Source organism: Paenibacillus fonticola DSM 21315 (assembly GCF_000381905.1).
GTDB lineage: Bacteria > Bacillota > Bacilli > Paenibacillales > Paenibacillaceae > Fontibacillus > Fontibacillus fonticola.
The window spans coordinates 49,190-62,385 of the sequence record NZ_KB907271.1 but is presented as its reverse complement, the minus strand read 5'-3'; the positions used below and the strand labels follow the sequence as shown (position 1 = coordinate 62,385).

The following is a 13,196-nucleotide window of genomic DNA, read 5'->3' as shown; positions in this document are numbered from 1 at the left end:
AGAGCACGAATTCTGCTTGAACACTATTATACGTATTCAAACTTAAAGAATGGGTATAGTCTGATCACCTTGTTGCCTGCCCTTTTTTAAATAAGAAAGTGTATGTTTCGGAGCACCCGGTTTCTTATATTACCGAAATAAGATTTGTTTTGTTTAGTAAATCAATCGCCTACTCGCTCAAGGGGGAGTACACATAGAATATGAGAGGATAAAGGTCATGGTGAAACAACTATATCAGGAGGGATCCAGAGGATGAGCCCAAAGAAACCTAATAGGGTAGTGATGAATAAATGGACCAAAACAAAAGTGCTTCTAAAGAGTAAAAAGGTTCTCCCTTTTATTCCAGATACCCGGAAATTCAGTGACTCCACCTTGAAGAAAATGCTGGAGCTTTATAGCATGGTATATGTTAAACCTGAGATCGGGAGTTATGGGAATGGAGTTATACGTGCAAGGCTGCTGAAAACCGGGGAATATGCGTACCAAATTGAAACAACGGAAAAAACCTTTAAGGATTACAAATCATTTTACAAATCCTTACAAAATTATACGAACAAGAAAAGCTACATTATTCAGAAGGGCATTCATCTATTGAAGTATAACAAACGCCATTTCGATACGAGGGTCATGGTACAGCTGAATCCAAAAGGAATATGGGAAACGACGGGGATCATCGGAAGAGTGGCCCATCCTAAAAAAATAGTGACCAATTATCATAGTGGCGGCACACTGATGGATATCAAACGTCTCCTCGCTGCCCACAGCACAAATAACGAAATTCAAAAGAAGATTCATACGCTTAACGAACTGGGTGTAACTACGGCAAAATCTCTTCATAAGAAATATCCCGGATTACAGCAAATTGGTTTGGATATTGGTTTCGATCATACCTGGACACCGTGGATTATTGAAGTGAACACCAATCCGGATCCTTATATATTCAACAAATTGAAGGATAAATCGATGTACAGAAAAGTGATTCGTTACAAAAGAGCTGCTGCTGCGAATTAATGACTAGTAACGATCTGGCCAAGCGATAACAAGATGAAGCGGCGACCTCGTAAGGTTCCCGCTTCAGATAGAATTACCTTGAATAATAAAATAAGGTTTATATATTTAACACGGCTCCTGGCTGCAAGGAATAGATCCCTCTAGCCCCCTCTTCTGCCAGCCGGTCGGCCACCTGGTCGGTTACCGGCTTGGGAGCATGAACCAGAACCGTATGCCGGCTAGGGACTTCATGAAGCATGAGCCGGACATCATCTAACCCCTGATGGATTTTGTATCCCATCTGGATTACTTCGCAGGATGTCCCCTCGATTTCTCCTTTCAGCAGCTGGCGAGCGAAGGTTTCTTCACTGGCATGGCCAGTAATAACAATCGCATGGTCTGCTGAAGATGAGAGGTGCTCCGCATACCAGCGTGCGCGGGCCGATTCCATCATACCGTCCGTTGTAAAAATGATGAACGAATTCTCCCCCTGCAGTAAACGAACTCGATCATCCCAGCTGACGGGAATATGGATATTCGGAGAAATCATCGCTTTATTAATGGCATGAACAATACCTGGCCTAAGCCAGTCTTTCCATTCGGCCAGCTGCTGCAAACCCTCGCGGATTTCCTGTTCAATCAGAAGATGCTGCCCCGGAAACGTACTTAATGCCCACAGCAATAAATCCTGTCCCCGGCCAAAAGCAGGAACCGGCAGCAGTACATGCCCTCCTCGCTCCAGTACTTCGAGAATAAGCTGCCGGAGTGCGTTCAGCTTCTGACTTTGCGACTGTTCATCTGCGCCATATGCATTATCGATGATCGATAGGGTCATTTCTGGCGGGAACAGGTTTGGCTCATCAGATGATTCGTAGAGAGTATGCACACTAGGTGAATCATTAGCCAGTAGAGCGGATTCCCGGCTGAAATCTCCGGAGAAAAATATACGGTGTCCTTCTAGCTGCAACCGTAGCCATACCGAGCCGAGCATATGGCCGCTCCGCCCCCACTGCACACTAAATCCATCCGAGAGAAGGAGCCAATCGCCCGCTTCTGCTTCTTCCTCCAGAATGCGAAAGCGCATGGCGGAAATATGCGTATGATCGTAAGGCAGCTCCCCGCCACGTCTCTCTACATATTTGCGCCAATTGGCAAAATACAGCTCCAGTTGCAATACGGTCGGCTTGGTCGTCCAGATTTCCCCTTGATAACCATGCTTGTATAATAACGGCAAAGCCATAGAATGATCCTCATGCGCATGCGTTAGAAATACAGCCGTCAACTGAGGAATCAGATCAGCATCAAGCAAAGGATATTGTCCGGTACCCTCCTTCTTTACGCCGCAATCGAGCATGATCCGATGCTGTTCTCCTGTTAGTACATAACAAGAACGGCCATGCTCGCCGGCACCGCCCCATACTCTTAATTCCATCAGGATGCGGTCCGCCTTCTTTTGGAGCCCATAACTTCCAGCAGGATGAGCAGCACCGTCGTCAGCCCCACTGAGATGACGGCCATCGCCATGCCAAGCGATACTTGCCCCTGCTCGAACTGCGCATAGATATACGTTGCCGAGGTCTTTACAGACGGAGGCAATATAAGCAGAGAGCCAACTAGTTCGCGCGATGCGATCGTAAAAGTCATCATCCATCCGGCCAGCATTCCCGGAATAATGAGCGGCAGCAGCACTCTGCGGAAAATGTATCCCGGTGTTCCGCCAAACACCTGACCAGCGTGAAATAGTGAAGGATCAATTTGGGTAAAGGCGCTTTTGACGTACTGTACCGTATAAGGAACAAATAATACAACATAGGTGAGAATGACCATGCCATAAGTGTTATAGAGCGGAATCGGCATCCAGGGTGAATTCCATAACAGGATCAGACCTACAACGAGCACAATTCCCGGCACCGTATTCGGCAGCAGACTGAATAGATCAATCGTGCGCTGCACCCGGCTTCTGGATCGTTCGATCACCACGGCAAACCAGGTGCCGAGAAATACGGCAATGGTGGAAGCGGCCAGGGACAGCCAGAGACTGGTCTGCAGTGCTTTCATGCTGGGGGAATTCCAGCTCAGCAGCTCTTTATAGGAATCTAGCGTAAAGTTGTTCCAGGCTAAGCCGACTCCCCGCAGCTTCATTGTGGAAGCCGCCACAATGGAGAAATACGGGATGCCAACCGACGCGAGCAGGAGCAAAAACACGTAGATCCCTCCTGCCCAATGCAGCCAGCTGCCACTGCTCATGGAGGATCGGCGTATGCCTTTTCCTCCGACCAGCCCATAGGTGTGTTTGCGGTTCACCAGGGACTGCACGTACCAGACCAGCAGGCAGGTGGTGAGCAGCACGGATGACAGTGAAGTTGCTTTGCCGAAATCGATCGGCCAGCTGGATATATATTTATGAATTTCAGAGGTCATCACCTCGTAACCAATGCGTTTTCCAAACGTAACCGGTGTTCCGAATTCAGCAATCGTCTTGACGAAAACAAGCATCGCTCCCATGCCAAAAGCCGACAACAGCAGCGGTGCGACAACGCGGCGAAAACGGTACATGAATGGTGCTCCCATAATAGCGGCCGCTTCTTCCATATTTCCGCCGATCCTTTCCAGCGCTCCGCGCAGCAGCAAATACAGGAACGGATAAAGATGCAGGCTCATGATCACGACCATTCCACCAAAGGAGAAGAATGCTCCCCCAAGCCCGGCGAGACCCGGAGCAAGCTGCTCCAGGTAGCCGCTCTTTTGCATGAACAGAATCCAGCCCATCGAACCGATATAAGGCGGTGTCATAAAGGGGATCAGGAATACGATTTCCAGCCAGCGCCACCGGCTGAGTCTGGTATTTACCATCACCCAGGCCAGCGGCAGCGCAAGCACTGTCGTTCCCAGAATGACACATACACCTAGCCAGATTGAAGCCAGCAGTACGCCCATCATTTCTGAATTTGCCAGGGTGCGCAGCGGGGCTGACCACTGCAGCTGTCCATCCCGATACACGCTTTGGATGAAGATTTCGGCCAAAGGCACGACGATAAGCAGACCTAGAACTAGCAGTGCAAGCACCATCGACCAAATTTTGAGTTGACGTTGTTGTAAGGAATTATTCATGTTATTTAAATAACTTCGTGAATTTATCCGTTACATCCGATCCTTGCTCGCCCATCCAATCCCAGTCCGTCTTCAGCAATGGGATTTCATCCAGGTTGGCGCGGTTCTCCGCTTTGATATCTGTGCGGCCCGGCAGCAATGCCGCATCGGAGACCAGCTTCTGTGCCTCATCGGAGAGCAAATAATCGATAAATGCTTTTGCATTCTCTTCATGCTTGGTGGACTTCAAAATAGCGGCAGGACGCGGGCTGATCACGGTACCTTCCTGTGGATAAACAATATCGATCGGCTCGCCTTTGGCTTTGGCCTTGTAGGTCATATAATCGACCGCACTGGCAACGATACTCTTGGCGCCAGTAATGACAGGATCAAGAGCTTCCTGGTTGGCTCCGGCCATGGCTGCGCCGTTCGCCTTATACTGCTCGAACAAGGACCAGCCGCTCTCGCCTTTGTCGCTGAGGTAGCCTGTAATGAAATCAAGTGCTGAGCCGGACAGCGACGGATCGGGAATATTGACCTGGTCCTTGTATTCCGGTTTAGCGAGATCACTCCAGGATGTCGGCGGTGTCGTGACCAGTTTCGTATTATAGGCAATGCCAAGCGCCGATGCACTGGTGCTAAAGTAGTTGCCTTCCGGGTCAGACCAATCTTTGTTCAGCTTGTCCGCATTTTTAGCTTCTGGGTATGGCAGCGTCAAGCCTTCATTCTTAAGGCCTTGAGCAGATGGCAGCGAGGCCAGAATAACGACATCGGCTACCGGATTGGACTTCTCTGCTTCAAGACGGGCCAGAATTTTGCCGGTTGTGCCTTGAAACATTTCTACTTTGATGCCGGTTTGGGTTTGAAACTCCTCGATCAGCTTGTTCGCCAAGCCTTCCGGGCCTGCTGTATATACGGTAAGTGTCTTGTCTGCCGCTTGCGCAGGCTTGTTCTCCGCACTTGCTGGAGATGCTGTATCTTGAGCGGTGCTGCTGCTTCCGCAGCCGGCCAATGCGGTTCCTAACGCTAGAGTCAGCACAAGTGCGCTCCCTTTTTTCCATGCATTGCGTGTCAAGTTTAACATCATCATTTCCCCTTTGGTTCGTTTTCTTGAATCGAATGATAGCTCCCGTTCAATCGGTGAATGCAGTGCTGCGCCAGATAGATGGTTACCTCTGTTCCTTCTTTCAACCGCTCCGGACAATAAACCAGCCATGGCTCGGCAGCCTCGTCCGCCTTCAATCTCACCTCATACCTGTCGCCAACATAGCTGACCTGCGTAACCGCGGCAGCATAGGATTGAACCTCTTCGCCTGGTTGGGGCTGGAACCGGATATGCTCCGGTCTGAACATCGACTGTCCGCCCTTTAGCCAATTGGATTTCCCGATAAAACGGGCGACGAACGGATGCTTCGGCTGATTGTAGATTTCTTCCGGCGCCCCTTGCTGCAGCACTTGTCCGCTATGCATGACAATCACCTCATCCGACATGGACATCGCTTCGATCTGATCATGCGTAACATACAGAGCGGTTAACCCCATTTCCCGCACCAGGTACGTCATTTCCAGACGCATTTCATCCCGCAGCACCGCATCGAGCGCACTGAGCGGCTCATCGAAGAGAACCAGCTTCGGCTGCGTGGCGACCGCTCTCGCGAAGGCCACCCGCTGCTGCTGCCCGCCCGACAGCTGGTGCGGATACCGCTGCTCCATGCCGCTCAGTTTGACCTTGCCCAGTGCTTCCATCACCCTGTCGCGAATCCCGTTCTTGCGACCGGTTGCCCTTAATCCAAAGGCCACATTTTCAAAGACGGTCATATGCGGCCAGAGCGCAAAGTCCTGAAATACCATCCCGAAGCCGCGCCGATGAGGCGGTACTTCTCTCGCCTCGCTGTACAGCATCTCCTCGCCGAAGCTGATGCTCCCCGTATCCGGCCGCTCCAGACCGGCGATGAGCCTCAGCAGTGTCGTTTTACCGCAGCCCGAAGGTCCGAGCAGCGTCGTGAACTTTCCCTGGCGGATGATTAAGTCCGTTGGATGCAGCGCCATATTTCCGCCAAAGCTTTTGCTCACGCCGCGTATGTTCAAATCCATTCTGATGATTCCCTTCCTTGTTCAGCTTTTGGCACGTCTCATTGCTCTGACGTTCCTACATTAACCAGTCTACCCGGGGGAGTGCAGGACAGTATTACCGTTATGTAAAACGAAAATTAATTATTTCAATGAACAGCTTTTACATTCATAGATTAAATCTATATAGAGAACAGGCTCATCGAGAACCAAGGAGGGATCTTCCAGTGAGGAATCTTAATTTATTGAAGCTGCAAATTGTCGAGCTGCTGGAGAAGCACCATAAAATTACCACGGTAGCCGAACTGCTCGGACTCAAGCAGCCCACAGTTACCTTTCATATGAAAAATCTGGAACGCGACTTTGGCGTCAAATTGTTTGATGCCCGCATGGGACGTATTATTCTGACGGATGCCGGCTATGCCCTGCTTCATTACGCGGCTAAAATCAATGCCCTTGCGGCGGAAGCGCAAAGGGTCGTTAACGATTTTGGCACACTGCGGCAGGGAACGCTGTCCATCGGAGCCAGCTATGTGCCTGCGACCTACATCCTGCCGGTCATACTCGATTCTTTTACCAAATCTTATCCAGGCATAAACATCTCGCTAACCGTCAAAACAGCGCCAGCTGTCACACAAATGCTGCATTCCCATCAGATCGATGCCGGCCTTATTTCAACCGGTCCCTTTCGCCATGCCTCGCTGAAAGCTCAAGCGCTCTGCAAGGACGAGCTTGTTCTGGTCTGCTCCCCTGCGCATCCGTTTGCGGAAGCCGCCGAATGGACGCCGGAACTGATTGCCGCTTCATCCTTCGTGCTGCACGGCAACGAGTCCAGTACGCGGCGCATTACGGATCAGTGGCTGGAACAGCGGGGCATCAGCCCCTTCTCCAGGCTGGAGCTCGATTCACTGGAGGCCATCAAGCAGGCGGTTATGCTCGGCGAGCATATCTCCTTCATCTCGCGGATGGCAGTTCAATCCGAAGCGAATCGGGGGCTGCTGCGGATATGGCCGGTTCCCGGCCTACCGGCCGAACGCCAGGTATATGCGATAACGAATCAAGACCGCTATATGCCGGCAACCAGCAGCGCATTCATTCAGCTTCTCGATCAGTGGCGGCAAGCCATCCAATAATCTCTCTTGGCCTGCCAAGATTTAATTGTGCTTTTTTTAACTTGAGCGCTCCATTCTGTTGATTTGGGTTTGACAATACACCCTTACAGTAGATAACGAACCACATATTTCCATATTAAAGGAGCTGAAATGATGAAGTTAAAAGTGAAAACGGTCAAAACATTCATAACTGCCGCATTAAGTGCGGTTATGCTGTCTGCAAGCTGGCAGGCCCCTGCCACGGTAGAAGCCGCAGCCAATGCCGTTCCAACGTACGAAGTTAAATTTCTGCTGAACTCCGATCTTGTATTGAATGATGATCTTACGCTGCGGGATCAAGTGAAGGATATTTTTCATATGGAGGAGCCGGCTGCACGAATGCTAGTGGAATACTTCGATACAGCATCCCTATCGTTGAACGATTCGGGCTGGAATGTGCGCTTCCGCAAAAAAGAGGATAAAAAGAAGTACGAAATGACCTACAAAAAACGGTACGCCGTGACGAACGGAAATATCACCGCCGCTTTGGACCAAGCCAACCGTGAAGGGTTCAGCGCGGCAGATACGAATTATGAGGCGGAAATCGACTGGGGATACAGCAAGCAAACGCTCAGTTTCTCGAATAATAAGGATGAATCGGCATCTACAGGGCTGACTTTGCCCAGCAGCAAGGATGCGCTGGAAATGCTGGTAAGCAGCATTCCTGGCAAGCTGGATAAAACCAATGCTCCCGGCTGGGGAACAGCCGCATTGAAGCAGGCCTATGCGCATGGCCCTGTTCTGGTAAGCAAATACAGCGGGACCTTCGAAGGCCTAGAGACGGCGATTGAATTGTGGCCCATTGTCAGCGCGGATGGAAATGGAACAGAGAATATTGTGGAGATTTCATTCAAAACCGATCAGTATCAGACGGCAGCATCGGGACGCGAGCAACTTTTGCAGCTGCTGGAAAGCAAGGGGTGGCTCGTGCCAGCCGACTCACTCAAGACAAATTTGGTGCTGGAACGGTATTAAGTAGAGGCTGCTGTTCATAAATCCCTAAAATCAAAATTGGACGGAAAACGGTGCTGCAACAATACCTCATTTTTCCGTCCAACTTCTTTACACATTTGCATTACTGGTGCGAGGTAGCTGATTGCCGACTGTATGGCTTGGGAGGCTGGCGGCTTGGGTTGCTGTGTGGCTTGGGTTGATGTGTGGCTTGGGGTGCTGTGTGGCTGTGCAGCTGGCTTGGATAGCTGAGTGGGCAACGGGATATTTGCTATCCTAACGGACACAGGCGACGCTATTTGTGAAATAACGAGGAATCTTGAGAGCTAACGGACCTACGTTCCGCTATTGATCCCGAAAACCTGATTACTGCCGTAAATTTGGTCGAATAACGGAACCAGGGTCCGTAAGCATAGCGAAAGAGGGCCTATTTCAACAAATAGCGGATCTCCTGTCCGTTAGTGGGTGAACAGTCCTACGAGTTCAACCAATATCATCAGTTTCATCAATTCATCAATTCATCAGTTTCATCAATTCATCCGTTTCACCAATTCACAAATTCCATCCCCCCAAACCTCGCTATGAAGATCAAGGGACTCATTGAACATCTTTTCCCGTGAAGAGCGAGACCCTCGCTTTTACAAGCTCTGTGTATTCTTGCTCCATCTTCTCGGCGCCGACCTGGTTCAATTCAGCGATGAATGCATCATAGATTTTGTCGAAATCGCCGGATTTAGCTAATACGGCTTCGGGAATCCGTTTGCGCACGATATCCTGCGTTTTTTTATAAATGATTTGGTAATCCCCGTCTGTCGGTACCTGCATATTGTACAAGGCCCCCCACTCTTTAACGGGAAACTCATCTTTGCTAGGAAAAAGATCCTTCCAGGTAGTGGCGTTATACGCGGCCAAAGTTTCCTTCTCGGCATCCGAGTAGCCGGCAATGATCTGTTCCGGGAAGTTGGTCGTGTAGTAATTGCCCGTGGAATCTTTTACGCCGTCACCATAGCGAACCCCGAAGATGGGATACAGATTAATGCCGCTTTGCTTGGTGAAATTGGTGGCATCATTTACTTTTTGGTTAAGAACATCCGTGGGAATAACGCGTTTGCCATCCTCTATGTTGTAATGCTTGCCTTCAATCCCCCAGTTTCTCAGAACTTGGCCCTCGTCCGAAGAGAGCCAGTCGATGAACTTGATCGCGCGTACCGGATCTTTACATGCCGTAGTGATGCTAATGCCATAGCCGTCGACACCGATCGACTGCATAGTGTGATCCTTGTACTGCTCACCCATCGTCACGGGAAAATGTCCGTAAGTATACTCCTCTTTGCCCGCCGTTTTCAAGGCATTCTCGGCGTCCTGGTATTCCCATTTCACAGAGGTAAGGCCGAGCACGCGTCCGCTGGCGATTTTCGCTTTATATTGGTCTTCTTTCTGTACAAAGGAATCTTTATCTAGCAAGCCTTCATTATACATGTGGTTCAGCCAGCGGAAATATTCCTTCTCTTCCGGCCGTTTGTAGTGAAGCATAGCTTCATAGGTATCCGGATTTACGTAATATTCACCGTCGCCAGGGATGCCCGTTGTGAAAGCCGCTTGATTCGTTACCGTAATCATGATCTTCCAATCGTCGGCATTCAGTGTGAGCGGAATAGTAGGTTGTCCATCGGTCGTCGGATGCTTCGCTGCGTATTCCTTGAGTACGTTTTCAAAATCCTGAACCGTTTTGATTTCCGGATAGCCAAGCTCCTTCAACACACGCAGTTGAACTTGAAAACCGCTGGTGGCGTCAAAAATTTGCTCACCGACTCCGACATTGGTGGGAATGGCGTAGATCGCCGGGTCGTCATTGCTGTATTTCATCCGGTTCATGTTTTCGCTCATGACCTTCTTTATATTAGGAGCATGTTTGTCGATGAGATCGGTTAAATCGAGAATAGCGCCGGCGTCTATGAGAGCTCCGAGCTCCCCTTTTGCGTAAATCAGATCCGGATATTGTCCGCTGGCTGCCATTAAAGCGATTTTGTTTTGTCCGCCGCCGCTGCCGACATCGTATTCCGCCTCAAGCGTAACGCCAGTTTTGGCCGTGATTGCTTTCCCTACATCATCCTGCATGTTATTCCAGTTGGGGCTTGCGTCAGCGCCGAAAAAGGTAAACGTAATCGGACTCGTCTCATCCTTGCCGGTCTCATAATTGACGGCACTGTCTCCTGAACTGCTGCAGCCAGCAGATATGAGGAGCATAGCGCTAACAATCAGAGCTGCAAGTTTATTTGTTCTTTTCCCTTTCATGTCCATGATTTCCCCCTTCATGTTATAAGGAATTTACTTGCTCATTCATTATTTTAGTTTCAGATTTAGGCCAAAACCTTGATTTTCAAGTCATGCAATAGCATGATATAGACATTAAGGAATCTTGGTCAGGTGGGGTATTTCTTGAGCAATGTATATTTAAACTGGTTTACGACAGACGCGCAGTTCCCCTTTTTTATTCAATACGGCGGACATGAAGCGGATACGTCTCTTCATCAGCATATGGACTTCTCCGAGCTTGTTATCGTGTTAAACGGGAACTCGACCCATATTGTCAATGACGAGGCGTCATTTATCAAGAAAGGCAATGTTTTTGTCATAAACGGCGGAACTACGCATGGCTTTAAAGACCCCGTCGATTTTAAAATTTGCAACATTATGTTTAAACCGGAGATGCTGCGAACTGCCGGTCCAGATCTAAAGACTTCTAACGGCTTTCAGGCGCTGTTCATTTTAGAACCGTTCTATCGCCATATCCATGCCTACAAAAGCAAGCTGAACATGTCCATATCCAGTCTTGAGTATGTCTCATCACTCATCTCTGTTATGGTCGAAGAATACCGCATGAAACTCCAAGGCTATCAGACGATGCTGGCTTCCCGGTTTATGGAACTCGTCGTCTACTTGTCCAGGCAGTATGACAATCAGGAGACAGTCTTGGACAGCAGCCTGATGCATTTAGCGAATGCGATCTCCTATATTGAAGATCACTATCTCGAGACGATTACCCTGGAGGAAATTGCAGCGAGATCGAATATTTCTGTGAGGCACCTGAACCGCATATTTAGGGACTATTACCAAACGACGCCGATGGCTTATCTGCAGCGGCTCCGTTTAGAACGGGCATGCTCCCTATTAAAACAGACATCTCTGCCGATTACGGAAATATCGTATGAATGCGGGTTTAATGATAGCAATTATCTCGCGCGGTTATTCAAGAAAACATATGGCGTCTCGCCAAAATCCTACCGGATAAATCGTTAATCGAGCGGTTTATAATCAAACCAATCGAAAAGCGCAGGCGTAGCTTGTTTCGTTTCACTAACGGCATACATCGCGATAAATACGCCCGTAAAGCCGCCTGCCACTTCGGTAGACAGCAGATGAGTCTCCCCCCATCCCATTTCAATAGTGCCGGACTGATAGGTGCGAAGCGAAAACTCAAATTTATCGGGCTGAGCTTCTATGTTAAGCACCACCGGCCCTAACGGACAATCGCGAATCTCCTCTACCCTTAGCGAACCAACAGTCCGGCGGAAAACAACCATTTTCCGTCCTTCAATGGATCTTACAGCAAGATCATAATGATGCTTTTCATTCATATAAACAGTTAAGCCCGCTTCTACCCCCTCGTTCATCGGTTCAAATTCCATCGCGGCAGCAACATGACAGGAGAAGTGGCACAGCCTGCGGCCGACAAAGGCTGGAGAACCGGCATCATCCAAAGACGCCTGATTTCCACGCAGCGTCAAATACCCTGGGCGTTCCTCCAATGACCAGCTTTCCGGCTCCGGATTTCGAAGGAACGTCCAGTCCAACCCCAACTGTGTATGGTTGAAGTCATCTCGGACAGGCCAATCCGGCCACCGGACTTCAGGCAGCAGCGGCGCGTCCATGACGGGCTCGATCCGGCCTCCATTGCCAATGACCGGCCAGCCGTCATCCGTCCAGCCCACTGGGGCGAGGAGAACTTCTCTTCCAAGATGATGTCTCATCGGGTAAGAAACAGGTCTAATGCCTAAGCAAACACTCCACCAGCTGCCGTCCTGAATCTGGACCAGATCCGCATGACCCGTCGCGTGTATGCTGCTCTTCATGCTCCTGTTCGAAAGAATAGGATTATTCGGACAGGCCTCATAAGGACCGTACGGATCGGTGCTTCTGGCGATCGTCACCATATGGCCGTATTCGGTTCCGCCTTCGGCGATCATTAAATAATAATAGCCTTTCATTTTGTACACATGCGGCGCCTCCGGGTGCGCTCCCCCTGTCCCTTCCCAGATCAGGCGGCTCTCTGACATCATGCTCCCTGTTTCGATATCAATTTCACATTGGTAAATACCGTCCCCCTGATCGCCTGTACGGGTCGATTGAAAGAATACACGGCCGTCATCATCAAATAGCAGCGACGGGTCTATGCCGTTCTGCGCCACCGGTATTGGGTCAGACCACGGCCCGGAGGGCTGTGTAGTTTTTACATAGAAATTTCCGATACTGCTGACGTTTGTCGTCGTCATATAGAACCAACCGTCATGATAGCGGATTGTCGGTGCGAAGATTCCGCCCGAGCTCCATGCATTTGCAAGGGGCAGCTGGCGCTTTGACGTAAGGCAATGTCCGATTTGCTGCCAATTTACAAGATCTCTGCTGTGAAAAATAGGGACTCCGGGAAAATATTCAAACGAGCTTGTCACCAAATAGTAGTCGTCGCCCACCCGGCAAATGCTGGGGTCGGGATAAAATCCGGGGATTACGGGATTGGCATACTGCATCAATGCTGCACTCCTATTCATACCGAAATTTTTAAATGCTCGATGTTCATTGTAGTTCACGAATAGGAGATTAACCTTGATTTTCAAGTCACGCGCATAGCATGATATAGACTTTAACTTTCTGTTTTCAGCGTTT

The 13,196-nt window shown here is 49.6% G+C and carries 10 protein-coding genes; 4 read left to right on the top strand and 6 right to left on the bottom strand.

Annotated elements, in window-relative coordinates; all coding sequences use genetic code 11:
- Positions 1–252 precede the first annotated feature (252 nt).
- Positions 253–1,011, top strand: a complete 759-nt coding sequence (locus tag G358_RS0122955; RefSeq protein ID WP_019639601.1) for a YheC/YheD family protein — start codon at positions 253–255, stop codon at positions 1,009–1,011.
- Between the two features lie 97 nt (positions 1,012–1,108).
- Here G358_RS0122955 and G358_RS0122950 read toward each other — a convergent pair whose 3' ends face one another.
- Genes G358_RS0122950 through G358_RS0122935 form a run of 4 tightly spaced genes read right to left on the bottom strand, consistent with a single transcriptional unit; the run spans position 1,109 to position 6,174 of the window.
- Positions 1,109–2,422 (bottom strand): MBL fold metallo-hydrolase, encoded by a 1,314-nt coding sequence (locus G358_RS0122950; protein ID WP_019639600.1) that lies wholly within the window; start codon positions 2,420–2,422, stop codon positions 1,109–1,111.
- Entirely contained in the window at positions 2,422–4,101 is a 1,680-nt protein-coding gene (locus tag G358_RS0122945; RefSeq protein WP_019639599.1) for an ABC transporter permease, read from the bottom strand. The genes G358_RS0122950 and G358_RS0122945 overlap by 1 nt, the downstream gene beginning before the upstream one ends.
- A 1-nt stretch (position 4,102) precedes the next feature.
- Positions 4,103–5,164 carry an ABC transporter substrate-binding protein gene (locus G358_RS0122940; protein WP_019639598.1) on the bottom strand — a complete coding sequence of 354 codons (1,062 nt, stop codon included), beginning with the start codon at positions 5,162–5,164 and terminating at the stop codon, positions 4,103–4,105.
- A 2-nt stretch (positions 5,165–5,166) separates the two neighbouring features.
- Entirely contained in the window at positions 5,167–6,174 is a 1,008-nt protein-coding gene (locus G358_RS0122935) for an ABC transporter ATP-binding protein (RefSeq protein ID WP_019639597.1), read from the bottom strand.
- Between the two features lie 203 nt (positions 6,175–6,377).
- Between G358_RS0122935 and G358_RS0122930 the strand changes: the two genes are divergently transcribed.
- Together G358_RS0122930 and G358_RS0122925 are read left to right on the top strand one after the other, a co-directional pair.
- Positions 6,378–7,283, top strand: coding sequence for a LysR family transcriptional regulator (locus G358_RS0122930; protein ID WP_019639596.1), 906 nt, complete (start codon positions 6,378–6,380; stop codon positions 7,281–7,283).
- A gap of 132 nt (positions 7,284–7,415) precedes the next feature.
- Complete coding sequence (locus G358_RS0122925; RefSeq protein WP_019639595.1) at positions 7,416–8,276, top strand: hypothetical protein; 861 nt, start codon at positions 7,416–7,418, stop codon at positions 8,274–8,276.
- Between the two features lie 573 nt (positions 8,277–8,849).
- On the opposite strand, the gene G358_RS0122920 is transcribed toward G358_RS0122925, so the two are convergent.
- Positions 8,850–10,547 carry an ABC transporter substrate-binding protein gene (locus tag G358_RS0122920; protein ID WP_026342416.1) on the bottom strand — a complete coding sequence of 566 codons (1,698 nt, stop codon included), beginning with the start codon at positions 10,545–10,547 and terminating at the stop codon, positions 8,850–8,852.
- Positions 10,548–10,691: 144 nt separating this feature from the next.
- On the opposite strand from G358_RS0122920, the gene G358_RS0122915 reads away from it, so the two are divergent.
- Positions 10,692–11,552 (top strand): helix-turn-helix domain-containing protein, encoded by an 861-nt coding sequence (locus G358_RS0122915; RefSeq protein ID WP_019639593.1) that lies wholly within the window; start codon positions 10,692–10,694, stop codon positions 11,550–11,552.
- On the opposite strand, the gene G358_RS0122910 is transcribed toward G358_RS0122915, so the two are convergent.
- On the bottom strand, positions 11,549–13,060 hold the full coding sequence (locus G358_RS0122910; RefSeq protein ID WP_019639592.1) for a glycoside hydrolase family 43 protein: 1,512 nt from the start codon (positions 13,058–13,060) through the stop codon (positions 11,549–11,551). The genes G358_RS0122915 and G358_RS0122910 overlap by 4 nt on opposite strands.
- Between the last annotated feature and the right edge of the window lie 136 nt (positions 13,061–13,196).